The 20,894-nt window shown below is 66.9% G+C and carries 33 protein-coding genes; all 33 read left to right on the top strand.

What is annotated here, in order from left to right; translation table 11 throughout:
- Position 1: 1 nt before the first annotated feature.
- Positions 2-1,177, top strand: a complete 1,176-nt coding sequence (tuf, locus tag AC1HC7_RS05980; RefSeq protein WP_479498782.1) for an elongation factor Tu — start codon at positions 2-4, stop codon at positions 1,175-1,177.
- Between the two features lie 81 nt (positions 1,178-1,258).
- Positions 1,259-1,567 carry a 30S ribosomal protein S10 gene (gene rpsJ / locus AC1HC7_RS05975; protein ID WP_479496571.1) on the top strand — a complete coding sequence of 103 codons (309 nt, stop codon included), beginning with the start codon at positions 1,259-1,261 and terminating at the stop codon, positions 1,565-1,567.
- A gap of 7 nt (positions 1,568-1,574) precedes the next feature.
- Positions 1,575-2,399, top strand: a complete 825-nt coding sequence (rplC, locus tag AC1HC7_RS05970; protein WP_479496570.1) for a 50S ribosomal protein L3 — start codon at positions 1,575-1,577, stop codon at positions 2,397-2,399.
- Positions 2,396-3,016, top strand: a complete 621-nt coding sequence (gene rplD / locus AC1HC7_RS05965; protein ID WP_479496569.1) for a 50S ribosomal protein L4 — start codon at positions 2,396-2,398, stop codon at positions 3,014-3,016. Before rplC ends, rplD begins: the two co-directional genes overlap by 4 nt.
- Positions 3,013-3,309: a 50S ribosomal protein L23 gene (locus tag AC1HC7_RS05960; RefSeq protein WP_479496568.1), complete on the top strand. Its 297-nt coding sequence runs from the start codon at positions 3,013-3,015 to the stop codon at positions 3,307-3,309. Before rplD ends, AC1HC7_RS05960 begins: the two co-directional genes overlap by 4 nt.
- 151 nt (positions 3,310-3,460) lie before the next feature.
- On the top strand, positions 3,461-4,300 hold the full coding sequence (gene rplB, locus AC1HC7_RS05955; protein WP_479496567.1) for a 50S ribosomal protein L2: 840 nt from the start codon (positions 3,461-3,463) through the stop codon (positions 4,298-4,300).
- 11 nt (positions 4,301-4,311) lie between these two features.
- Positions 4,312-4,590: a 30S ribosomal protein S19 gene (gene rpsS / locus AC1HC7_RS05950; protein WP_479496566.1), complete on the top strand. Its 279-nt coding sequence runs from the start codon at positions 4,312-4,314 to the stop codon at positions 4,588-4,590.
- Positions 4,591-4,594: 4 nt separating this feature from the next.
- Entirely contained in the window at positions 4,595-4,975 is a 381-nt protein-coding gene (gene rplV, locus AC1HC7_RS05945; protein WP_479496565.1) for a 50S ribosomal protein L22, read from the top strand.
- Positions 4,975-5,688 (top strand): 30S ribosomal protein S3, encoded by a 714-nt coding sequence (gene rpsC, locus AC1HC7_RS05940; protein ID WP_479496564.1) that lies wholly within the window; start codon positions 4,975-4,977, stop codon positions 5,686-5,688. Before rplV ends, rpsC begins: the two co-directional genes overlap by 1 nt.
- A gap of 3 nt (positions 5,689-5,691) precedes the next feature.
- Positions 5,692-6,105, top strand: a complete 414-nt coding sequence (gene rplP, locus AC1HC7_RS05935) for a 50S ribosomal protein L16 (protein WP_479496563.1) — start codon at positions 5,692-5,694, stop codon at positions 6,103-6,105.
- A 91-nt stretch (positions 6,106-6,196) separates the two neighbouring features.
- The gene (gene rpmC, locus AC1HC7_RS05930; protein ID WP_479496562.1) at positions 6,197-6,403 is read left to right on the top strand and encodes a 50S ribosomal protein L29; all 207 of its coding nucleotides are present in this window, start codon (positions 6,197-6,199) and stop codon (positions 6,401-6,403) included.
- A gap of 1 nt (position 6,404) precedes the next feature.
- Positions 6,405-6,641 carry a 30S ribosomal protein S17 gene (rpsQ, locus tag AC1HC7_RS05925; protein ID WP_479496561.1) on the top strand — a complete coding sequence of 79 codons (237 nt, stop codon included), beginning with the start codon at positions 6,405-6,407 and terminating at the stop codon, positions 6,639-6,641.
- Between the two features lie 62 nt (positions 6,642-6,703).
- Entirely contained in the window at positions 6,704-7,072 is a 369-nt protein-coding gene (gene rplN / locus AC1HC7_RS05920) for a 50S ribosomal protein L14 (protein ID WP_479496560.1), read from the top strand.
- Positions 7,072-7,386, top strand: a complete 315-nt coding sequence (rplX, locus tag AC1HC7_RS05915; protein WP_479496559.1) for a 50S ribosomal protein L24 — start codon at positions 7,072-7,074, stop codon at positions 7,384-7,386. Before rplN ends, rplX begins: the two co-directional genes overlap by 1 nt.
- Entirely contained in the window at positions 7,379-7,939 is a 561-nt protein-coding gene (gene rplE, locus AC1HC7_RS05910) for a 50S ribosomal protein L5 (protein WP_479496558.1), read from the top strand. The genes rplX and rplE overlap by 8 nt, the downstream gene beginning before the upstream one ends.
- A 21-nt stretch (positions 7,940-7,960) precedes the next feature.
- Complete coding sequence (gene rpsN, locus AC1HC7_RS05905) at positions 7,961-8,266, top strand: 30S ribosomal protein S14 (protein WP_479496557.1); 306 nt, start codon at positions 7,961-7,963, stop codon at positions 8,264-8,266.
- A 10-nt stretch (positions 8,267-8,276) separates the two neighbouring features.
- Positions 8,277-8,675, top strand: a complete 399-nt coding sequence (rpsH, locus tag AC1HC7_RS05900; protein WP_479496556.1) for a 30S ribosomal protein S8 — start codon at positions 8,277-8,279, stop codon at positions 8,673-8,675.
- 10 nt (positions 8,676-8,685) lie between these two features.
- Positions 8,686-9,219, top strand: a complete 534-nt coding sequence (gene rplF / locus AC1HC7_RS05895; RefSeq protein WP_479496555.1) for a 50S ribosomal protein L6 — start codon at positions 8,686-8,688, stop codon at positions 9,217-9,219.
- Positions 9,220-9,230: 11 nt separating this feature from the next.
- Positions 9,231-9,590 (top strand): 50S ribosomal protein L18, encoded by a 360-nt coding sequence (rplR, locus tag AC1HC7_RS05890; RefSeq protein WP_479496554.1) that lies wholly within the window; start codon positions 9,231-9,233, stop codon positions 9,588-9,590.
- A gap of 10 nt (positions 9,591-9,600) precedes the next feature.
- Entirely contained in the window at positions 9,601-10,182 is a 582-nt protein-coding gene (rpsE, locus tag AC1HC7_RS05885; protein ID WP_479496553.1) for a 30S ribosomal protein S5, read from the top strand.
- 12 nt (positions 10,183-10,194) lie between these two features.
- A complete protein-coding gene (rpmD, locus tag AC1HC7_RS05880; protein ID WP_479496552.1) occupies positions 10,195-10,383 on the top strand; it encodes a 50S ribosomal protein L30 in 189 nt (62 codons plus the stop codon).
- 146 nt (positions 10,384-10,529) lie between these two features.
- The gene (gene rplO, locus AC1HC7_RS05875; RefSeq protein ID WP_479498781.1) at positions 10,530-11,036 is read left to right on the top strand and encodes a 50S ribosomal protein L15; all 507 of its coding nucleotides are present in this window, start codon (positions 10,530-10,532) and stop codon (positions 11,034-11,036) included.
- Between the two features lie 98 nt (positions 11,037-11,134).
- Positions 11,135-12,508 carry a preprotein translocase subunit SecY gene (gene secY / locus AC1HC7_RS05870; protein ID WP_479496550.1) on the top strand — a complete coding sequence of 458 codons (1,374 nt, stop codon included), beginning with the start codon at positions 11,135-11,137 and terminating at the stop codon, positions 12,506-12,508.
- Positions 12,505-13,155 (top strand): adenylate kinase, encoded by a 651-nt coding sequence (locus AC1HC7_RS05865; RefSeq protein ID WP_479496549.1) that lies wholly within the window; start codon positions 12,505-12,507, stop codon positions 13,153-13,155. The genes secY and AC1HC7_RS05865 overlap by 4 nt, the downstream gene beginning before the upstream one ends.
- A gap of 213 nt (positions 13,156-13,368) precedes the next feature.
- Positions 13,369-13,737: a 30S ribosomal protein S13 gene (gene rpsM / locus AC1HC7_RS05860; RefSeq protein ID WP_479496548.1), complete on the top strand. Its 369-nt coding sequence runs from the start codon at positions 13,369-13,371 to the stop codon at positions 13,735-13,737.
- Between the two features lie 12 nt (positions 13,738-13,749).
- The gene (gene rpsK, locus AC1HC7_RS05855; RefSeq protein ID WP_479496547.1) at positions 13,750-14,139 is read left to right on the top strand and encodes a 30S ribosomal protein S11; all 390 of its coding nucleotides are present in this window, start codon (positions 13,750-13,752) and stop codon (positions 14,137-14,139) included.
- 157 nt (positions 14,140-14,296) lie between these two features.
- Positions 14,297-15,313, top strand: coding sequence for a DNA-directed RNA polymerase subunit alpha (locus AC1HC7_RS05850; RefSeq protein ID WP_479496546.1), 1,017 nt, complete (start codon positions 14,297-14,299; stop codon positions 15,311-15,313).
- A gap of 124 nt (positions 15,314-15,437) precedes the next feature.
- A complete protein-coding gene (gene rplQ / locus AC1HC7_RS05845; protein WP_479496545.1) occupies positions 15,438-15,860 on the top strand; it encodes a 50S ribosomal protein L17 in 423 nt (140 codons plus the stop codon).
- 171 nt (positions 15,861-16,031) lie between these two features.
- Entirely contained in the window at positions 16,032-17,456 is a 1,425-nt protein-coding gene (locus tag AC1HC7_RS05840; protein ID WP_479496544.1) for a trypsin-like peptidase domain-containing protein, read from the top strand.
- Between the two features lie 4 nt (positions 17,457-17,460).
- A complete protein-coding gene (locus tag AC1HC7_RS05835) occupies positions 17,461-18,807 on the top strand; it encodes a replication-associated recombination protein A (protein ID WP_479498783.1) in 1,347 nt (448 codons plus the stop codon).
- Positions 18,808-18,954: 147 nt separating this feature from the next.
- Complete coding sequence (locus AC1HC7_RS05830) at positions 18,955-19,386, top strand: BLUF domain-containing protein (protein WP_479496543.1); 432 nt, start codon at positions 18,955-18,957, stop codon at positions 19,384-19,386.
- Positions 19,387-19,447: 61 nt separating this feature from the next.
- Complete coding sequence (gene crcB, locus AC1HC7_RS05825) at positions 19,448-19,837, top strand: fluoride efflux transporter CrcB (protein WP_479496542.1); 390 nt, start codon at positions 19,448-19,450, stop codon at positions 19,835-19,837.
- The coding region (locus tag AC1HC7_RS05820; RefSeq protein ID WP_479498780.1) for an RluA family pseudouridine synthase at positions 19,834-20,894 on the top strand (1,061 nt) is incomplete at its 3' end. The genes crcB and AC1HC7_RS05820, both read left to right, overlap by 4 nt.

Raw genomic sequence — 20,894 nt, 5'->3', positions numbered from 1 at the left:
CATGGCGAAGGCAAAATTCGAGCGCACGAAGCCGCATGTCAACGTTGGCACGATCGGCCATGTCGATCACGGCAAGACGACGCTGACGGCGGCGATCACCAAGCTGTTCGGCGAATTCAAGGCGTATGACGAGATCGACGGCGCGCCCGAGGAAAAGGCGCGCGGGATCACCATCTCGACGGCGCATGTGGAATACGAGACCGAAAAGCGCCATTACGCCCATGTGGATTGCCCGGGCCACGCCGATTACGTGAAGAACATGATCACCGGTGCGGCGCAGATGGACGGCGCGATCCTGGTGGTGAGCGCCGCCGACGGCCCCATGCCCCAGACCCGCGAGCACATCCTGCTGGCCTATCAGGTGGGCGTGCCGTCGCTGGTGGTGTTCATGAACAAGGTGGACCAGGTCGACGACGACGAACTGCTGGAACTGGTGGAGATGGAGATCCGCGAGCTGCTGTCGCTCTACGATTATCCGGGCGACGACATCCCGATCATCATGGGCTCGGCGCTGGCGGCGCTGGAAGGCCGCGACCCCGAGATCGGCGAGAACAAGATCCGCGAATTGATGGCGGCGGTCGACGAGTACATCCCGACCCCGGACCGCCCGATCGACCAGCCGTTCCTGATGCCGATCGAGGACGTGTTCTCGATTTCCGGTCGCGGCACGGTGGTGACCGGGCGCGTCGAGCGCGGCGTGATCACGGTGGGCGAGGAGATCGAGATCGTCGGCATCCGCGACACCCGCAAGACGGTGTGCACCGGCGTCGAGATGTTCCGCAAGCTGCTGGATCGCGGCGAGGCGGGCGACAATATCGGCGCGCTGCTGCGCGGCATCGGGCGCGAGGACGTGGAGCGCGGGCAGGTTCTGTGCAAGCCGGGTTCGGTGAAGCCGCACACCAGGTTCGAGGCCGAGGCCTACATCCTGACCAAGGAGGAGGGCGGGCGCCACACCCCGTTCTTCGCCAATTACCGGCCGCAATTCTATTTCCGCACCACGGACGTGACCGGCACGGTGACGCTGCCCGAGGGCACGGAGATGGTGATGCCGGGCGACAACCTCAAGTTCGAGGTGCAGCTGATCGCCCCCATCGCCATGGAGGAAAAGCTCCGCTTCGCCATCCGCGAAGGCGGCCGCACCGTCGGCGCCGGCGTGGTGTCGAAAATCATCGAGTAACGCGCAGTTCTGCTCTCAGGACCCGGCGGGCGGATCCCGCCGGTTCCTGCACTGAGTTTCCTGCGATCAAGAGGTTAGCCCATGCAAAGCCAGAACATCAGAATCCGGCTGAAGGCGTTCGACTATCGGGTGCTCGACGCCAGCACCCAGGAAATCGTCGACACCGCGAAGCGGACCGGCGCACGGGTGCGCGGCCCGATTCCGCTGCCCAACAAGATCGAGAAATACACCGTTCTTCGCGGCCCGCACGTGGACAAGAAGAGCCGCGAACAGTTCGAGATCCGCACCCACAAGCGGCTTCTCGACATCGTCGATCCGACGCCCCAGACGGTGGACGCGCTGATGAAGCTCGACCTCGCCGCCGGCGTCGACGTCGAAATCAAGCTCTGAGGAGGGTGTGATGCGCTCCGGAGTCATCGCAAAGAAGCTGGGCATGACCCGGCTGTTCATGGAGGACGGCCGCCAGATCCCGGTGACCGTTCTGCAGATGGAAAACGTTCAGGTCGTCGCCCAGCGCACGGCCGAGAAGGACGGCTACACCGCCGTCCAGCTCGGCGCCGGCGCGGCGAAGGCCAAGAACACCTCGCAGCCCATGCGCGGCCATTTCGCCAAGGCCAGCGTCGAGCCCAAGCGCAAGCTGGCCGAGTTCCGCGTCGCCGCCGAGAACCTGATCGAAGTGGGCGAGGAGATCACCGCCGACCACTATTTCGCGGGTCAGTACGTGGATGTCGCCGGCACCTCGATCGGCAAGGGCTTCGCCGGCGCCATGAAGCGGCATAACTTCAAGGGTCTTCGCGCCTCGCACGGCGTGTCGATCAGCCACCGCTCCCACGGCTCCACCGGTCAGTGCCAGGACCCGGGCAAGGTGTTCAAGGGCAAGAAGATGGCCGGCCACATGGGCGCCGCGCGCGTGACCATCCAGAACCTGCAGGTGGTCCGCACGGACGCCGATCGCGGGCTGGTCATGGTCAAGGGCGCCGTGCCCGGATCCAAGGGCGGCTGGGTGACGATCAAGGACGCGGTGAAGAAGCCGCGCCCCGAGAACGTGATCCTGCCCGCGGCGCTGCGGTCCGCCGGCAAGGCCGCGGCCGAGGCCGCCGAAGCCGCCGCCGCCGAGGCCGCCGCCGCCGAGGCCGAATCCGAGACCGCCCGTCTCGCCGCCGAGGCCGCCGCTCAGGACGCCGCGGCCAACGCCGCCACCGAGGGAGGCGACAAGTCATGAAACTTGACATGCTCAAGCTGGATTCGGCCCCCGCCGGGTCGATCGATCTGGCCGAGGACGTGTTCGGCGTCGAGCCGCGCGCCGACATCCTGCACCGCGTGGTGCGCTGGCAGCTTGCCCGCAAGCAGGCCGGCACCCACAAGACCAAGTCGCGCGGCGAGGTCAGCTATTCGACCAAGAAGATCTATCGCCAGAAGGGCACCGGCGGCGCCCGTCACGGCGATCGGGGCGTCACCCAGTTCCGTTCCGGCGGCAACGCCAAGGGCCCGGTCGTGCGTTCCCACGCCCATGACCTGCCCAGGAAGGTGCGGGCCCTGGGGCTGCGCATGGCGCTGTCGGCCAAGGCGAAGGCGGGCGAGATCATCGTGATCGAGAACGCCGATCTGGCCGAGGCCAAGACCAAGGCGCTGCGGGGCCATGCCGACAAGCTCGGCCTGACCAAGGCGCTGTTCATCGACGGGGCGGAGGTCAACCAGAACTTCCTGCGCGCCTCTCGCAACATCGACGGCCTCAACGTGCTGCCGAGCCAGGGCGCGAATGTCTACGACATCCTGCGTCATGACCGGCTGGTGCTGACCAAGGCCGGCGTCGAAGCTCTGGAGGCTCGTCTGAAATGAGCGTCAAGCCCGAACTCTACGACGTGATCCGCAAGCCGATCATCACCGAGAAGGCCACCATGGCCTCCGAGGCGAACGCGGTGGTCTTCGAGGTCGCGATCGCGTCCAACAAGCCCCAGATCAAGGAAGCGATCGAGGCGATCTTCAACGTCAAGGTCAAGGCGGTGAACACCGTGCTGACCAAAGGCAAGACCAAGCGCTTCAAGGGTCAGCTCGGCCGGCGCAACGACGTCAAGAAAGCCTATGTGACCCTTGAAGAGGGCCACATGATCGACGTGTCCACTGGACTCTGAGACCGGGGGGCGTTAAGCCCCGCGCTTTCCCGTCCGGTGAGGACTGAAAAACGTCGCGGGGTTTGACGCCCCGCGATTTCACGCGCGGACCTGCGGGGCCGCTTAAACGCAGGGCCGGCTCCCGGTCCTTACAGCAACGGAAGACAGCAAGATGGCGTTGAAGTCATACAACCCCACGACGCCGGGCCAGCGAGGGCTGGTTCTGATCGACCGTTCGGAACTGTTCAAGGGACGCCCCGTCAAGAAGCTCACCCAGGGCCTGACGAAAAAGGGCGGTCGCAACAACACCGGACGCATCACGGCGCGGCGCATCGGCGGCGGGGCCAAGCGGCTCTATCGCATCGTCGATTTCAAGCGGCGCAAGTTCGACGTGCCGGCCACGGTCGAGCGCATCGAATACGATCCCAACCGGACCGCGTTCATCGCGCTGATCCGCTACGAGGACGGCGAGCAGGCCTACATCATCGCGCCCCAGCGTCTGGGCGTCGGCGACAAGGTCGTGGCCTCGCGCAAGGCCGACGTGAAACCGGGCAACGCCATGCCCTTCACCGGCATGCCCATCGGCACCATCGTGCACAACATCGAACTGAAGCCCGGCAAGGGCGGCCAGATCGCCCGCGCAGCGGGGGCCTACGCCCAGTTCGTGGGGCGCGACGGCGGCTACGCGCAGATCCGGCTCAGTTCCGGCGAGCTTCGCATGGTGCGCCAGGAATGCATGGCCACCATCGGCGCCGTGTCCAACCCGGATCATTCGAACCAGAATTTCGGCAAGGCCGGCCGCACCCGCCATCAGGGCAAGCGCCCTTCGGTGCGCGGCGTGGCGATGAACCCGATCGATCACCCCCATGGCGGCGGCGAAGGCCGCACCTCGGGCGGCCGCACCCCGGTCACCCCCTGGGGCAAGGACACCAAGGGTCATCGCACCCGCACCAACAAAACCACTGACAAGTATATCATCCGCTCGCGCCACCAGCGCAAAGGCAGACGGTAAGGAGCCCCGGAATGCCCCGTTCAATCTGGAAAGGCCCGTTTGTCGACTCCTACGTCCTGAAAAAGGCGGAGAAGGCGCAGGCAAGCGGCCGCAACGAAGTGATCAAGATCTGGTCGCGTCGTTCGACCATTCTCCCGCAATTCGTGGGTCTGACTTTCGGCGTCTACAACGGCCGCAAGCATATCCCCGTGAATGTCTCCGAAGACATGATCGGACAGAAGTTCGGCGAATATTCGCCGACGCGCACCTATTACGGCCATCAGGCCGATAAAAAAGCCAAGCGGAGGTAGTCTCATGGGACAGTCTGCAAACCCCCGCCGCTGCGCGGAGAACGAGGCCCTGGCCGTCAGCCGCATGCTGCGCGTCTCGCCTCAGAAGCTGAACCTGCTGGCGCAGCTGATCCGCAAGAAGCCGGTCGGCCGGGCGCTGACCGATCTGACCTTTTCGAAGAAGCGCATCGCCGCCGACGTGAAGAAAACCCTTCAGTCGGCCGTCGCCAACGCGGAAAACAACCACGGACTTGACGTCGACGAACTGATCGTCGCCGAAGCCTGGGTGGGCAAGAACATGGTGCTGAAACGCGGGCGCCCCCGGGCGCGCGGCCGGTTCGGCAAGATCTTCAAGCCGTTCAGCCAGATCACCGTCAAGGTCCGCCAGGTCGAGGAAGACGCGTAATGGGCAACAAGGTCAATCCGATCGGTCTGCGCCTGCAGATCAACCGCACCTGGGACAGCCGCTGGTTCGCCAACACCAAGGATTACGGCGATCTCCTGCACGAGGATCTGAAGATTCGCGCCTTCATCAAGAAGAAATGCGCGAATGCCGGGGTTTCCCGCGTGATCATCGAGCGCCCGCACCGCAAGTGCCGGGTGACGATCCACACCGCGCGGCCCGGCGTGATCATCGGCAAGAAGGGCGCCGACATCGAGAAGCTGCGCCAGTCCGTGGCCAGGCTGACCGACAGCGAGCTGCATCTCAACATCGTCGAGATCCGCAAGCCCGAGACCGACGCCGCGCTGGTGGGCGAGAACATCGCCCAGCAGCTTGAGCGCCGCGTCGCCTTCCGCCGCGCCATCAAGCGCGCGGTGCAGAACGCCATGCGCATGGGCGCGCTGGGCATCCGCATCAACGCCGCCGGGCGTCTGGGCGGGGCCGAGATCGCGCGCACCGAATGGTATCGCGAAGGCCGGGTGCCGCTGCACACGCTGCGCGCCGACATCGACTACGCGCATGTCGAGGCCAAGACCGCCTACGGGATCATCGGCATCAAGACCTGGATCTTCAAGGGCGAGATCATGGACCACGATCCGTCCGCGCGCGACCGTCGCCAGGCCGAATTGCAGGAGGGCGGCTCGCGGCCCTCGCGGCGCGGCCCCGGAGGAGCCTAAGTCATGCTTTCACCGAAACGCACCAAATTCCGCAAACAGCACAAGGGCCGGATCCACGGCGAGGCCAAGGGCGGCTTCGACCTGAATTTCGGCGCCTACGGGCTGAAGGCGATCGAACCCGAGCGCATCACCGCGCGTCAGATCGAAGCCGCGCGCCGCGCCATGACCCGGCACATGAAGCGCCAGGGCCGGGTGTGGATCCGCATCTTCCCCGACGTGCCGGTGACCAAGAAGCCCACCGAAGTCCGCATGGGCAAGGGCAAGGGGTCGGTCGAATACTGGGCCGCCAAGGTGAAGCCCGGGCGCATCATGTTCGAGATTGACGGCGTGGTCGAACCTGTGGCAAGGGAGGCGCTCCGCCTCGCAGCCATGAAGCTGCCGGTGAAGTGCCGATTCGTTCAGCGCCAGGACTGGTAAGGGCGGGGCTCGAAAGGGCCCCCTCCGCCGATTGTTTTTTGGAATAGCGCCGGGCATGCCCGGGTCCGCTTCTGAGAGAAGGAAAATGGCTATGAAAGCCGCAGACCTGCGCGAAAAGACGCCGGACCAGCTGCGCGAGGACCTCGCCGCCCTGAAGAAGGAGTCGTTCAACCTCCGTTTTCAGGCCGCGACCGGCCAGCTTGAAGGCACCGCGCGCATGAGCGAGGTCCGCAAGGACGTCGCCCGCGTGAAGACCGTATTGAACGAGAAAGCCGCCGCCGCGGCTCAGGAGTCCTGACATGCCCAAACGCATTCTTCAGGGCGTGGTGGTGGGCGACCAGAACGAGCAGACCGTAACGGTGCTGGTCGAGCGTCGCTTCAAGCATCCGCTCATGCACAAGACCGTGCGCCGGTCCAAGAAATACCGCGCGCACGACCCCGAGAACGCCTTCAAGACCGGCGACACCGTTCGCATCCGCGAATGCAAGCCGATCTCGAAAACCAAGAACTGGGAGGTCGTCGTCAGCGAAGGCTGACCGCGCCGAACAGACCATTCGAAACCGCGGGGCGCTTCCCCGCAGGTCGGGAGTAACCTTACATGATCCAGATGCAGACCAATCTGGACGTCGCCGACAATTCCGGCGCGCGTCGGGTGCAGTGCATCAAGGTGCTTGGCGGCTCGAAGCGGAAATACGCTTCGGTCGGCGACATCATCGTGGTGTCCGTGAAGGAGGCCATTCCGCGCGGCCGCGTGAAGAAGGGCGAGGTCCGCAAGGCCGTCGTCGTGCGCACCGCCAAGGAAATCCGTCGCGCCGACGGCACCACCATCCGCTTCGACGGCAACGCCGCGGTGATCCTCAGCAATTCGCTGGAACCGGTCGGCACCCGCATCTTCGGGCCTGTGGTTCGCGAATTGCGCGCGAAGAACTTCATGAAGATCATCTCGCTCGCGCCGGAGGTGCTGTAATGGCCGCGAAACTGAAAAAGGGCGACAAGGTCGTGGTGCTCACGGGCCGCGACAAGGGCAAGGAAGGCGAGATCGAGAAGGTCATGCCCTCCGAGGGTCGCGCCATCGTCGAGGGCGTGAACATGGTCATCCGCCACACCCGTCAGTCCCAGAACGAACCGGGCGGCCGCCTGCCCAAGCCGGCGGCGATCCAGCTGTCAAACCTGGCGCTGGTCGATCCCAAGGAGGGCGGCCCCACCCGGGTCGGCTTCAAGACGATCGACGGCAAGAAGGTTCGTTTCGCCAAGAAGTCGGGGGAAGTGATCGATGCTTGACGCCAGCGATTACACGCCGCGCCTGAAAACGCTGTATCTGGACGAGATCCGGGCGGCGATGAAGGAAGAATTCGGCTACAAGAACGACATGATGATCCCGCGTCTGGACAAGATCGTCCTGAACATGGGCGTCGGCGAGGCGGTCGGGGATTCCAAGAAGATCCGCGCCGCCCATGCGGACATGATGGCGATCGCCGGCCAGATGCCGGTGATCACCAAGGCGAAGAATTCGATCGCCGGGTTCAAGGTGCGCGAGGACATGCCGCTTGGCGTCAAGGTCACGCTGCGCGGCGCCCGGATGTACGAATTCCTCGACCGGCTCACCACCATCGCCATGCCGCGGATCCGCGATTTTCGCGGCATCAGCGGCAAGAGCTTCGACGGGCGCGGCAACTTCGCCATGGGCCTGAAGGAGCACATCGTCTTTCCCGAGATCGAATACGACAAGATCGACCAGATCTGGGGCATGGACATCGTGATCTGCACCACCGCGTCCACGGATGCGGAAGCTCAGGCGTTGTTGAAGCGTTTCAACATGCCGTTCACGAGCTGATCGCGGGAGGAGAACGAAAAAATGGCTAAGACAAGCATGATCCAGCGCGAGTTGAAGCGCCAGCGTCTGGTGGCCCGCTTCGCCGCCAAGCGCGAGGCGCTGAAGGCGATCGCCAAGGACGATTCACTGCCGATGGAAGACCGGTTCAAGGCGCGCCTCAAGCTCGCCAAGCTGCCGCGCAATTCCTCGCCGACCCGTCTGCACAACCGCTGCGAAGTGACCGGGCGTCCCCGCTCCTACTATCGCAAGTTCAAGATGTCCCGCATCGCGCTGCGCGATCTCGCCTCCCGCGGCGAGATCCCCGGCATGGTCAAGTCGAGCTGGTGAGGAGGAAAGCATGTCCATGAACGATCCTCTCGGCGATATGCTCACGCGCATTCGCAACGCCGCCATGCGCGGCAAGTCCGGCGTGCAGACCCCGGCCTCCAAGGTCCGCGGCTGGGTGCTCGACGTCCTGAAGGCGGAAGGCTACATCCGCGGCTATGAAAAGTCGGTGGACAAGGGCGGCAAGCCGGCTTTCGACATCGAGCTGAAATACTACGACGACGCCTCGGCCATTCGCGAGATCAAGCGCGTGTCCACCCCGGGCCGTCGGGTGTATTCCGGCGTGAAGGAGATCCCGCAGGTCCGTCAGGGCCTCGGCGTCGCCATCATCTCCACCCCCAAGGGCATCATGTCCGATGCACAGGCCCGCGCCGACAATGTCGGTGGCGAGGTCCTGTGCACCGTGTTCTGAGGAGGCGGCAATGTCACGCATCGGCAAGAAACCCATCGAGATGCCCGGCGGCGTCAGCGCCGCGGTCTCGGGGCAGACCATCGAAGTGAAGGGCCCCAAGGGGACCCGCAGCTTCACCGCCACCGACGATGTCTCCGTCTCCGTGGAGGACAACGTGATCCGGGTCGCGCCGCGCGGCAATTCCAAGCGCGCGCGCCAGCAGTGGGGCATGTCCCGCACCCAGGTGCAGAACTGCGTCACCGGGGTCACGGACGGCTTTCGCAAGGATCTGGAGATCCAGGGCGTCGGCTATCGCGCGCAGGTTCAGGGCAAGGTCCTGAAGCTGGCGCTCGGCTACAGCCACGACGTGCTCTATGACATCCCCGAGGGCGTCGAGATCAAGTGCGCCAAGCCGACCATGGTGGAAATCACCGGCATCGACCAGCAGCTGGTCGGTCAGGTGGCCGCGAACATTCGCAAATGGCGCGCGCCGGAGCCCTACAAGGGCAAGGGCATCCGCTACAAGGGCGAATACGTGTTCCGCAAGGACGGCAAGAAGAAGTAAGGACAGGCAAAATGGCGAACAACAAGCGTGCCTTGTTCCAGCGGCGCCGTCTGCGCGTCCGGAACCGGCTGAAAAAACACTCCAACGGCAAGCCCCGGCTTTCGGTGTTCCGGTCCTGCAAGAACATCTCGGTCCAGGTGATCGACGACGTGCAGGGTCGGACGCTGGCCTCGGCCTCCTCGCTGGAATCCGCGCTCGGCGTGATCGGCAAGAACAACGTCGAGGCGGCCGCGAAGATCGGCGCCGCGATCGCCGAACGCGCCAAGGCGGCGGGCGTCGAGAACGTGGTGTTCGATCGCGGCGGCTATCTCTTTCACGGGAAGGTCAAGGCGCTTGCCGACGCCGCCCGTGAAGGCGGTCTGAAGTTCTGAGGAGACGATAATGGCCAGAAACGACAACCGGCGGGACAATCGCCGCGGCGGCCGCGACGAGGATCCGGAATTCCAGGACCGCCTCGTCGCCATCAACCGCGTCTCCAAGACCGTGAAGGGCGGCAAGCGCTTCGGCTTTGCGGCGCTCGTGGTGGTGGGCGACCAGAAGGGCCGCGTGGGCTTTGGCAAGGGCAAGGCCCGCGAAGTCCCCGAGGCGATCCGCAAGGCCACCGAACAGGCCAAGCGGCAGCTGATCCGCGTGCCCCTGCGCGAGGGCCGCACCCTGCATCACGACATGGAAGGGCGCCACGGCGCCGGCCGGGTGGTGATGCGCACGGCGCCCGTCGGCACCGGCATCATCGCCGGCGGCCCGATGCGCGCGGTGTTCGAGATGCTCGGCATTCAGGACGTGGTGTCCAAATCCATCGGATCGCAGAACCCCTACAACATGATCCGCGCCACCATCCAGGGCCTGTCCTCGCTCAGCTCGCCGCGTCAGGTTGCGGCGCGCCGGGGCAAGAAGGTCGCCGACATCCTGCCCAAGCGCGACGAGACCCCCGACGCGGCGGCGCCCGTCGCGGCCGAAGCGTAAGGAGCCGGAGCAATGGCAAAGACCATCATCGTCAAGCAGATCGGCTCGCCGATCCGCCGCCCCGACATTCAGCGCCGCACGCTGATCGGGCTGGGGCTCAACAAGATGCACAAGACCCGCGAACTCGAGGACACCCCCTCGGTGCGCGGCATGGTCGCGAAGATTTCCCATCTTGTGGAAATCATCGAGGAACGCGGCTAGGCGCAGGTCTGACCCGCGCCGCCCGGGACGGGTGGCGCGGGGTTCGCCCATGCGGGGCAAGCAGGCCGGCGCCACGCCGCCTGAAAAGTCGAGGGCCCGGTCGCAGACGCTTTGACCGCGGCATCCGACAACAAGGAGCAAGCGTCATGAAACTTCACGAACTGCGCGACAATCCGGGCGCGACCAAGACCAGGAAGCGCGTCGGCCGCGGGCCCGGCTCGGGCAAGGGCAAGACCGCCGGACGCGGCGTCAAGGGGCAGAAATCCCGTTCGGGCGTCGCCATCAAGGGCTTCGAGGGCGGCCAGATGCCGATCCACATGCGCCTGCCCAAGCGCGGCTTCAACAACATCTTCCGCAAGAAATACGCCGTCACCAATCTTGACGGCATCCAGAAGTTCATCGACGCGGGCAAGCTCGACGCCGGCGCGCCGATCACCGAGGATGCGCTGGTCGCCTGCGGGCTGATCCGGCGCAAGCTTGACGGCGTGCGGCTGCTGGCGCGGGGCGAACTGAGCCAGGCGCTGACCCTGACCCTCGCCGGCGCGTCGAAATCGGCGGTGGCGGCGGTGGAGAAGGCCGGCGGCTCGATCACGCTGACCGCGCCGGTCAAGGGTGAATCCGAGGGCGAGTCCGGCGACGCGACGGCAGAATAAGTTTGCGGGCGCGGTGCGCGCTCCATAGATATAATTGCGCCGCTGCGGACCAACCCGTCCCGGCGGCGCATTCGTGAACAAGGGCATGGAGGCCTGACATGGCGTCTGCTGCGGAGCAAATGGCCGCGAACATGAGCTGGGGGGCCTTTGGCAAAGCCAAGGATCTGAAAAACCGCATCCTGTTCGCGCTCGGCCTGCTGATCATCTACCGGATGGGCACCTACATTCCCATGCCCGGCATCGACACCACCGAACTGGCCCGGTTCATCGAACAGACCCAGTCGGGCATTCTGGGCGTGTTCAACATGTTCGCCGGCGGCGCGGTCAGCCGCATGGCGATCTTCACGCTGGGGATCATGCCCTACATCTCGGCCTCGATCATCATGCAGTTGATGACCTCGATGGTGCCCGAGCTGGAAAAGCTGAAGAAGGACGGCGAGGCCGGCCGGCGCAAGATCAACCAGTACACCCGCTACGGCACCGTGGCGCTGGCGGCGCTGCAGGCCTATGGCATCGCCGTCGGGCTCGAAGGCCAGGGGCTGGCCACCGATCCGGGCATGTTCTTCCGCGCCTCCACGGTGATCACCCTGGTCGGGGGCACCATGTTCCTGATGTGGCTGGGCGAACAGATCACCGCGCGCGGCATCGGCAACGGCATCTCGATGATCATCTATATCGGCATCGTCGCGCAGATGCCGCGCGCGATCTCGCAGTTCTTCGAACTCGGGCGCACCGGGCAGCTCGCCGGGGCGATGATCGTCGCGGTGATGATCGGCATGGTGGCGGTGATCGCCGGGGTGGTGTTCGTGGAGCGCGCCCAGCGGCGCATCCTCGTGCAATACCCCAAGCGCCAGGTCGGCATGAAGATGTATGGCGGCGAGAATTCCTTCCTGCCGCTGAAGGTCAACACCGCCGGCGTGATCCCGCCGATCTTCGCCTCCTCGCTGCTGCTGATGCCCGCGACCATCGCCGGGTTCTCGGCCGATGGCGGCTCCACCGGCATTCTCAGCTACGTCGCCGCCTATCTGGGGCGCGGCCAGCCGCTGTATCTGATGACCTATGTGTCGCTGATCATCTTCTTCGCCTTCTTCTACACCTCGGTGGTGTTCAACCCCGAGGACGTGGCCGACAACCTGAAGCGCAACGGCGGCTACATCCCCGGCATCCGCCCGGGCAAGAAGACCTCGGAATATCTTGACTACGTGCTCAACCGGCTGACCCTGCTCGGGGCCACGTATCTGGCGATGGTGGCGCTGCTGCCGGAGATCCTGATATCGAAATTCGGCATACCGTTCTATTTTGGCGGCACGTCGCTGCTGATCGTGGTGTCGGTGACCATGGACACGGTCACCCAGGTGCAAAGTCATCTGCTGGCGCATCAGTACGAGGGCCTGATCGAGAAATCCAAGCTGCGCGGGCGCGGCAAGACCCGCGCCAAGGCCACGGGCAGATCGGGGAAGAAACGCAGATGAACATCGTCTTGCTGGGCCCGCCAGGCGCGGGCAAGGGCACCCAGGCGCGCATCCTGATCGCGGAGCGGGGCATGGTGCAGCTGTCCACCGGCGACATGCTGCGGGCCGCCCAGGCCTCGGGCACGGCGCTCGGCGACAAGGTCAAGGACATCATGGCGCGCGGCGATCTGGTCACCGACGAGATCGTCATCGCCCTGATCGCCGAACGGCTGGCGGCGGGCGACGCCGAGAAGGGCGTGATCTTCGACGGGTTTCCGCGCACGCTGGGCCAGGCCGACGCGCTTGGCGACCTGCTGGCGAGCAAGGGGCTGTCGCTCGATCGCGTGGTGGAGCTGAAGGTGGATGACGAGGCGCTGGTCGCCCGGATCGCCGGGCGGTTCACCTGCGGCGTCTGCGGGGCGGTCTATCACGACGTCACAAGGCCGCCCGCGATCCCGGATGTCTGCGACGAATGCGGCGCGCGCGGCCAGATGGTCCGGCGCGCCGACGACAACGAAGACTCGCTGCGCAAGCGGCTGTTCAACTACTACCGGGACACCTCGCCGCTGATTGGCTATTACTACGCCAAGGGGCTGCTGGCGAGGGTCGACGGGCTGGGCGAGATCGCCGATGTGGCGGCCCAGATCAGGAAGACTCTTGACAGCTGAAAAAAACTGTGGGCGCGCAGTTGACACTATCTAAACGGCTCATATACTGCGCGCCTCCATGACAGGAGAGTCGCCCTCCGATTTCACCTCGAGGCGCGATGCGGGATAGGTCCCCCGACGGGGCCGTTGGCGGCCGACCGGGTTCAAGCCGGGTCGGTTTTAATTGTGACATGATCGCCCGCGCTTGGGGCGACCGACAGACGGAGCTGAATATTGGCGCGCATCGCTGGCGTTAACATCCCGACGAACAAGAGGGTGCACATCGCCCTCACCTACATCCACGGCATCGGCAACACATCCGCCAGGCAGATCTGCGAGGCCATCGGCATCGCGGAATCGCGGCGGGTGAACGAATTGTCCGACGCCGAAGTGCTGGCCATCCGCGAGCATATCGACGCGAATTTCGCGGTCGAGGGCGACCGGCGCCGCGAGGTGTCCATGAACATCAAGCGATTGATGGATCTGGGCTGCTATCGCGGGTTGCGGCATCGCCGCGGTCTGCCAGTGCGCGGCCAGCGCACCCACACCAACGCCCGCACCCGCAAGGGCCCGGCGCGCGCAATCGCCGGCAAGAAGAAATAGGGAGGCGGGTTCATGGCACGCGACAAGCAGCGCATGAAGCGCAAGGAACGCAAGAACATCTCGTCGGGCATCGCCCACGTGAATTCGTCGTTCAACAACACCAAGATCCTGATCGCCGACGCCCAGGGGAACGCGATCTCCTGGTCCTCCGCCGGCGCGATGGGCTTCAAGGGGTCGCGCAAATCGACCCCCTACGCGGCGCAGATGGCCGCCGAGGACGCCGGCCGCAAGGCGCAGGAGCACGGCATGCGCACCCTCGAGGTGCAGGTGCAGGGCCCCGGCTCGGGCCGCGAAAGCGCCCTGCGCGCGCTCTCGGCCATCGGGCTCGTGGTCACCGCGATCCGCGACGTGACCACCATCGCCCATAACGGCTGCCGTCCGCCCAAGCGGCGCCGCGTCTGAGGCGACGGACCCGCGCAGACCGGCCCGTTCCGCGACGAACGGGCCGTGATGCGTTGCGAATGCCTGAACCGAAACCCGCCTACACGAAGATCACCGAAATCCTCGGGGCGCCCGGGAAGGCCAGGATCCCGCCCGGGCCGGAATGGAGGACAACAACATGATCCACAAGAACTGGCAGGAACTGATCCGGCCGAACGGGCTCGACATCAAGCCGGGGACCGATCCCATGCGCCGCGCCACCGCGGTGGCCGAACCGCTGGAGCGCGGCTTCGGGCTCACGCTCGGCAACGCGCTGCGCCGGGTGCTGCTGTCGTCCCTGCAGGGCGCGGCGATCACCTCGATCCAGATCGACGGCGTGCTGCACGAATTCTCCTCGATCGCCGGCGTGCGCGAGGACGTGACCGACGTGGTGCTCAACATCAAGGGCGTCGCGGTGAAGATGGAGGTCGAGGGCCCCAAGCGGCTGACGCTGCAGGGCGCCGGGCCGGGGGTGGTGACCGCCGGTCAGATCGCCGTCAGCCAGGGCATCGAGATCCTCAACCCCGATCACGTGATCTGCCATCTCGACGAGGGCGCGTCGCTGCACATGGAACTGACGGTCAACACCGGCAAGGGCTATGTGGCGGCGGACAAGGCCAAGGTCGAGGACGCGCCGATCGGCCTGATCCCCGTGGACGCGCTGTTCAGCCCGGTGAGCAAGGTCAGCTACAAGGTGGAGCCGACCCGCGAGGGCCAGGTGCTCGACTACGACAAGCTGACCCTGACGCTCGAGACCGACGGTTCGGTGTCCCCCGAGGACGCCATCGCCTTTGCGGCGCGCATCCTCAAGGACCAGCTCGCCGTGTTCGTCAACTTCGACGAACCCGAAGCGGTGAGCCGCGCCGACGAGCAGGAAGATCTCGAATTCAACCCGCTGCTGCTGAAGAAGGTGGACGAGCTGGAGCTTTCGGTGCGTTCGGCCAACTGCCTGAAGAACGACAACATCGTCTATATCGGCGACCTGATCCAGAAGACCGAGGCCGAGATGCTGCGCACGCCGAATTTCGGCCGCAAGTCGCTCAACGAGATCAAGGAGGTGCTGACCACCATGGGTCTGCACCTTGGCATGGACATCGTCGACTGGCCGCCGGAGAACATCGAGGAGCTGGCCCGCAAGTTCGAAGACCAGTTCTGATCGGATGGCGGCGGGCCTGGGCCCGCCGCCATCCGACGGGACCAGACTGCCGGGCGTTTCGCCCCAAGGAGGCCCCCGACCGACGAGGGGCCGGACAAAGCACAAAACCTGATGGAGAACACCCATGCGTCACGGACATGGCTATCGCAAGCTGAACCGCACCCACGAACACCGCAAGGCGATGTTCGCCAACATGGCCTGCTCGCTGATCGAGCATGAGCAGATCAAGACCACGCTGCCCAAGGCCAAGGAAATGAAGCGGATCATCGACAAGATGATCACCCTGGGCAAGCGCGGCGATCTGCATTCCCGCCGTCAGGCCGCCTCGCGCCTGAAGCAGGACGCCGCCGTCAAGAAGCTGTTCGAGGTGCTCGGCCCGCGCTACGCCGATCGCTCCGGCGGCTACGCCCGGGTGCTGCGCGCCGGGTTCCGCTACGGCGACATGGCGCCCATGGCGATCATCGAGCTGGTGGAGCGCGACGCCGACGCCAAGGGCGCCGGCGACAAGGCCCGCGTCGCCGCCGAGGACGCGCTGGCCGACGAATGATCCCCGCGCGGATCTGAAGATCACGCGCCCGGCACGGCCCGGGCGCCGACAGGGGACGCGGCCTCGCCACAGGCCGCGTCCCCTTGTTTTTTGCGTGATCGCCGCGCCTGGGCGGTGGAGCGACGCCGGCGGGCGCCCTATATCTTGCGCAAGGGCAGGAGGGAGTCGCAGATGACAGGCAGCAGGCACTGGGCGCGGGGCGCGGCGCTGGGGTTGGCATTGGCATTGGGATTGGCGGCGTTCGGCGCGCTGGCGACCGCGGCGGCGGCGCAGCAGCAGGTTCCGGCCTCGCAGGCGCAGATCCAGCTCAGTTTCGCGCCGGTGGTGAAAAAGGCCGCGCCGGCGGTGGTCAACATCTACGCCAAGAAGCTGGTGAAGCGACGCGTCGGGGCCTTCGCGGGCGATCCGTTTTTCGAGGGCCTGTTTCGCGGCATGGCGCCGCGCGGGCGACGGGTGGAGAACATCCTCGGCTCCGGCGTGCTGGTGCGCGCCGACGGGCTGGTGATCACCAACAACCACGTGGTCGGCGGCGCCTCGGAAATCCGCGTCGTGCTGAGCGACCGGCGCGAATTCGCCGCCGAGATCCTGCTCGCCGACGAGGCCAGCGACCTGGCGGTGCTGCGCCTTGACGGCGCCAGCGACCTGCCGGTGCTGGCGCTGCGCGATTCCAACACGCTGGAGGTCGGCGATCTGGTGCTGGCCATCGGCAACCCCTTTGGCGTCGGCCAGACCGTGACCAGCGGCATCGTGTCCGGACTGGCGCGCAGCGGCATCGGCGGCCCCGGGCGGCAGGGCTATTTCATCCAGACCGACGCCGCCATCAACCCGGGCAATTCCGGCGGCGCGCTGGTGGACATGCAGGGCAGGCTGGTCGGGGTCAACACCGTGATTCTCACCCGCTCGGGCGGCTCCAACGGCATCGGCTTCGCGGTGCCCTCAAATCTTGTGGCGCAGGTGGCGGCGCAGGCCGAACTGGGGCGCAGCACGCTGGCGCGGCCCTGGGCCGGGCTTGAAGGTCAGCCCGTGGACGACGCGCTGGCCGAGGCCTTGGGGCTGGAGGCGCCCGAGGGGCTGGTGATCGGCTCCACCCATCCGCTCAGCCCCTTCGTGGCCGCGGGGCTGGAGACCGGCGACGTGCTGGTGGCGATCGGCGGGCAGCGGGTGCAGAGCCCGGCGGAGTTGAATTTCCGCCTCGCCTCGCTGGGCGTCGGCGCCGAGACCGAACTGAGCTACGTGCATGACGGCGAGCCGCGCATCGCCCGGATGCGCCTGATCGCCCCGCCCGAGGACCCGCCGCGCGACGCGCGCCGGCTTCGCGCCGACGGGCCGTTCGCCGGGATCGTCGCGGCGATGCTCAACCCGGCGCTGGCCGACGAGATCGGCGCGCCGCTGAGCGCGCGCGGGGTGGCGGTGATTGCGGTGTCGCCGCGCGCGCGCCGGGCCGGGTTTCGCCCCGGCGACGTGGTGCTGGAGGTCAACGGCGCCAAGATCGGTCATCCCGACGATCTGGTGGAGGCGGCGGCGCAGCGGCGGCGCAACTGGCGGGTGCTGATCGAGCGCAAGGGCCGGCGCGGCGTGCTCGGCTTCCGGGGCTGATCCGCTGGCCGACCTGTTCGACAGCCCCGCCGGCGCCGGGCGGCCCCGGAACGCCGGCGCGCCGCGCCCGCTGGCCGACCGGCTGCGCCCGGCGACGCTGGCCGAGGTGATCGGGCAGGATCACATCCTTGGGGTCGACGGCCCGCTTGCCGGAATGATCGCGGCGGGGGAACTGCCGTCGCTGATCCTCTGGGGGCCGCCGGGGGTGGGCAAGACCACCATCGCGCGGCTGCTGGCCGACGCCGCCGACCTCGCCTTCGTGCAGATCAGCGCGATTTTCTCCGGGGTCGCGGATCTGCGCAAGGTGTTCGACGCGGCGGCCATGCGGCGCGAGGATCGCGACAAGCCGGGCCGCGCCACGCTGTTGTTCGTGGATGAAATCCACCGTTTCAACAAGGCGCAGCAGGACGGTTTCCTGCCGCATATGGAAAACGGCGCCATCGTGCTGGTGGGCGCCACCACCGAGAACCCGTCCTTCGAACTGAACGCCGCGCTGTTGTCGCGCGCGCAGGTGCTGGTGCTGCGGCGGCTGGAGGATGCGGATCTCGAAGCGCTGCTGCAGCGCGCCGAGGCCCATGAATCCCGGTCGCTGCCGCTCGACCCCGCGGCGCGCGCGGCGCTGATCGGCATGGCCGACGGCGACGGGCGCGCGGCGCTCAACCTCGCCGAGCAGGCGTTTCGCCTCGACGTGCCCGCCGACAGGCCGCTGGATGTGGAAACCCTGTCGCGCCGCCTGACCCGCCGGGCCCCCAAATACGACAAATCCGGCGACGAGCATTACAACCTGATCTCGGCGCTGCACAAATCCGTGCGCGCCTCGGACCCGGACGCGGCGCTCTACTGGCTGGCGCGGATGCTTGGCGGCGGCGAGGATCCGCGCTATCTGGCGCGGCGCATCACCCGCATGGCGGTCGAGGATATCGGGCTGGCCGAGCCCGAGGCGGTGAAGCAGTGTCTGGCGGCGTGGGAAACCTACGAGCGCCTCGGATCCCCCGAGGGCGAACTGGCGCTGGCGCAGGCGGTGACCTATCTGGCGCTGTCGCCGAAATCCAACGCCGCCTATGTGGCCTGGAAGGCGGCGCAGGCGGCGGCGAAGAAGACCGGTTCGGCGCCGCCGCCCAAGCACATGCTGAACGCCCCCACCAAGTTGATGAAGGCCGAGGGCTACGGCGCCGGCTACGCCTATGACCACGACGCCGAGGACGGATTTTCCGGCCAGAACTGCTTTCCCGACGCCATGGCGCGCCCGGATTTCTATGCGCCGGTGGCGCGCGGATTCGAACGCGATCTGGCCAAGCGCGTGGCCTGGTTCGCAAAACTGCGACGGCAGCGGCGCAATTCCGGCGGTTAACTCTGATGGCTTGAAAACTTTACGTCCCTTTCACGCTGCGGCGCGACATTGCGGGTGGGGAATGAATGGGAAGTGAACAAGTTATTTTGCGGAGCGGATATGACGGAAAGCACATTGGATGCGCGAATCAGGCGATTGGCATTTGCCGTGGCCTGGACGGGGGACAGCGCGCGGGACGCGGCGGCGCGCGCCGAGGCGGCGCTGAGCGAGGCGCCGCTTTGGGCGGCGCGCAACCGCCTGCGCGGGATCACCGGGCTGATCGCCCCCACATGCGAGGGCGTGATGCAGGCGCTCGAAGGCCCCGAGGACGAAGTCGTCAAGCTGCTGACCGAGATCGTCGCCGACCCGCGGGTCGCGGCGCTGACCGTGCTGCTGCGCGAATGGGACCGCAAGCGCATGGCGCCGGGGCATGGGTTGGCGCATCTGACGCCGGGGCGGCGCGAACGTTTTTTTCACGACGCCGCCGACGGATTGCCGCCGCGCCCGCGCCTCGACGCCGAGGCGCACATGGCCGAGGCGCTGGCGGCGCTGCTGCAATCGGGCATCTCGACGGCCAGCGACGCCCAGGCCAGCGCCTGAGTCGCCGCGCCCGCCGGCCTCCGCCCTTGACCTCGCGCGGCGCAGACGCCAACAAGCCGGCATGAGTTATCTGATGGTGGCATTTGGCGGCGCGATCGGCGCCGTGCTGCGCTTCGCGACGGTCGGCTGGGCCGGGCGCGCGCTCGGGCATGGCTTTCCCTGGGGGACGCTGGCGGTGAATGTCGCCGGTTCGTTCATCATGGGCGTGGCCGCGGTGGTGATGATGGAGCGCTTCCCCGGCGCCTGGGGCCGCTATGCGCCGTTCCTGATGACCGGGGTTCTGGGCGGCTTCACCACTTTCTCGGCGTTTTCGCTGGATGCGCTGTTCCTGATCGAAAAGGGCCGGTTCGGCGCCGCGGCGGTCTATGTGGGCGGCTCGGTGGCGCTGGCGATCCTGGCGCTGTTCGCGGGGCTCGCCTTCGCGCGGGCGTTTCTGGCGGCGCCGGCATGAGCGGGGCGCAGGGCGGGCACGGGGTGCGGCATGTGGAGATCGGCGCGGACGACGCCGATCAGCGCATCGACCGCTGGCTGCGCCGCCTGTATCCGCAGCTGAGCCAGGGGCGCATCGAAAAGATGCTGCGCAAGGGCGAACTTCGCATCGACGGCGGACGGGTGAAATCCGCGACGCGCTTGCAGGCCGGGCAGGTGGTGCGCGTGCCGCCGATCCCCGCCGCCGACGCGGCCCCGCGCGGCCGGCCCGCGCCCGAAATTTCCGCCGCCGACGAAAGGATGATCCAGGCCTGCGTGATCTATCGCGACGACCACGTCATCGCGCTGAACAAGCCCCCGGGCCTGCCGGTGCAGGGCGGGTCGGGCCAGACCCGGCATGTGGACGGCATGGGCGCGGCGCTGCGCTTCGGGCGCGATGATTCGCCGCGCCTCGTGCATCGGCTCGACAAGGACACGTCGGGCGTGCTGCTGCTGGCGCGCTCGGGACAGGCGGCGCGCGGGCTGACCCAGGCGTTTCGCGCCCGCGAGACCCGAAAGATCTACTGGGCGGTGGTGGCGGGCGCGCCTTCGCCGCGCGCCGGCACGATCCGCTACGGGCTGGTCAAGGCCGGCGGCCACGGGCCCGACGGCGCCGGCGAGAAGATGCGCTGCATCCATCCCGGCGAGGTGGAGCGCACCGAGGGCGCCAAGCGCGCCACCACCGATTACACGGTGGTCGATTCAGCCGCGACCCGCGCCGCCTGGGTGGCGCTCTGCCCGATCACCGGGCGCACCCATCAGCTGCGCGCGCATATGGCGGCGCTGGGCAATCCGGTGATCGGCGACGGCAAATACGGCGGCTCGGGGCTGACCAACGAGGGCGACGGCTGGGGCGCGCAGCTTGGCGGCGGGGTCAGCCGCAAGCTGCACCTGCACGCGCGCTCCATTTCGCTGATCCACCCGGTGACGCGCAAGGCCCTGACGATCCGTGCGCCATTGCCCGAACACATGGCCCGGACCTGGGCGTTTTTCGGCTGGTCGCCGCAGGACGCGGCGGGTGATCCGTTCGAGGAGTTGGG

The sequence above is a fragment of the Oceanicella sp. genome (genome assembly GCF_056449545.1).
The sequence above is the reverse complement of the archived record's forward strand: the minus strand, read 5'-3'. Positions and strand labels throughout refer to the sequence as shown.

Excerpts from the sequence above, each read along its gene's own strand:
- tuf (WP_479498782.1), top strand. The coding sequence starts at position 2 with ATGGCGAAGGCAAAATTCGAGCGCACGAAGCCGCATGTCAACGTTGGC.
- rpsJ (WP_479496571.1), top strand. The coding sequence starts at position 1,259 with ATGCAAAGCCAGAACATCAGAATCCGGCTGAAGGCGTTCGACTATCGG.
- rplD (WP_479496569.1), top strand. The coding sequence starts at position 2,396 with ATGAAACTTGACATGCTCAAGCTGGATTCGGCCCCCGCCGGGTCGATC.
- AC1HC7_RS05960 (WP_479496568.1), top strand. The coding sequence starts at position 3,013 with ATGAGCGTCAAGCCCGAACTCTACGACGTGATCCGCAAGCCGATCATC.
- rplB (WP_479496567.1), top strand. The coding sequence starts at position 3,461 with ATGGCGTTGAAGTCATACAACCCCACGACGCCGGGCCAGCGAGGGCTG.
- rpsS (WP_479496566.1), top strand. The coding sequence starts at position 4,312 with ATGCCCCGTTCAATCTGGAAAGGCCCGTTTGTCGACTCCTACGTCCTG.
- rplV (WP_479496565.1), top strand. The coding sequence starts at position 4,595 with ATGGGACAGTCTGCAAACCCCCGCCGCTGCGCGGAGAACGAGGCCCTG.
- rpsC (WP_479496564.1), top strand. The coding sequence starts at position 4,975 with ATGGGCAACAAGGTCAATCCGATCGGTCTGCGCCTGCAGATCAACCGC.
- rplP (WP_479496563.1), top strand. The coding sequence starts at position 5,692 with ATGCTTTCACCGAAACGCACCAAATTCCGCAAACAGCACAAGGGCCGG.
- rpmC (WP_479496562.1), top strand. The coding sequence starts at position 6,197 with ATGAAAGCCGCAGACCTGCGCGAAAAGACGCCGGACCAGCTGCGCGAG.
- rpsQ (WP_479496561.1), top strand. The coding sequence starts at position 6,405 with ATGCCCAAACGCATTCTTCAGGGCGTGGTGGTGGGCGACCAGAACGAG.
- rplN (WP_479496560.1), top strand. The coding sequence starts at position 6,704 with ATGATCCAGATGCAGACCAATCTGGACGTCGCCGACAATTCCGGCGCG.
- rplX (WP_479496559.1), top strand. The coding sequence starts at position 7,072 with ATGGCCGCGAAACTGAAAAAGGGCGACAAGGTCGTGGTGCTCACGGGC.
- rplE (WP_479496558.1), top strand. The coding sequence starts at position 7,379 with ATGCTTGACGCCAGCGATTACACGCCGCGCCTGAAAACGCTGTATCTG.
- rpsN (WP_479496557.1), top strand. The coding sequence starts at position 7,961 with ATGGCTAAGACAAGCATGATCCAGCGCGAGTTGAAGCGCCAGCGTCTG.
- rpsH (WP_479496556.1), top strand. The coding sequence starts at position 8,277 with ATGTCCATGAACGATCCTCTCGGCGATATGCTCACGCGCATTCGCAAC.
- rplF (WP_479496555.1), top strand. The coding sequence starts at position 8,686 with ATGTCACGCATCGGCAAGAAACCCATCGAGATGCCCGGCGGCGTCAGC.
- rplR (WP_479496554.1), top strand. The coding sequence starts at position 9,231 with ATGGCGAACAACAAGCGTGCCTTGTTCCAGCGGCGCCGTCTGCGCGTC.
- rpsE (WP_479496553.1), top strand. The coding sequence starts at position 9,601 with ATGGCCAGAAACGACAACCGGCGGGACAATCGCCGCGGCGGCCGCGAC.
- rpmD (WP_479496552.1), top strand. The coding sequence starts at position 10,195 with ATGGCAAAGACCATCATCGTCAAGCAGATCGGCTCGCCGATCCGCCGC.
- rplO (WP_479498781.1), top strand. The coding sequence starts at position 10,530 with ATGAAACTTCACGAACTGCGCGACAATCCGGGCGCGACCAAGACCAGG.
- secY (WP_479496550.1), top strand. The coding sequence starts at position 11,135 with ATGGCGTCTGCTGCGGAGCAAATGGCCGCGAACATGAGCTGGGGGGCC.
- AC1HC7_RS05865 (WP_479496549.1), top strand. The coding sequence starts at position 12,505 with ATGAACATCGTCTTGCTGGGCCCGCCAGGCGCGGGCAAGGGCACCCAG.
- rpsK (WP_479496547.1), top strand. The coding sequence starts at position 13,750 with ATGGCACGCGACAAGCAGCGCATGAAGCGCAAGGAACGCAAGAACATC.
- AC1HC7_RS05850 (WP_479496546.1), top strand. The coding sequence starts at position 14,297 with ATGATCCACAAGAACTGGCAGGAACTGATCCGGCCGAACGGGCTCGAC.
- rplQ (WP_479496545.1), top strand. The coding sequence starts at position 15,438 with ATGCGTCACGGACATGGCTATCGCAAGCTGAACCGCACCCACGAACAC.
- AC1HC7_RS05840 (WP_479496544.1), top strand. The coding sequence starts at position 16,032 with ATGACAGGCAGCAGGCACTGGGCGCGGGGCGCGGCGCTGGGGTTGGCA.
- crcB (WP_479496542.1), top strand. The coding sequence starts at position 19,448 with ATGAGTTATCTGATGGTGGCATTTGGCGGCGCGATCGGCGCCGTGCTG.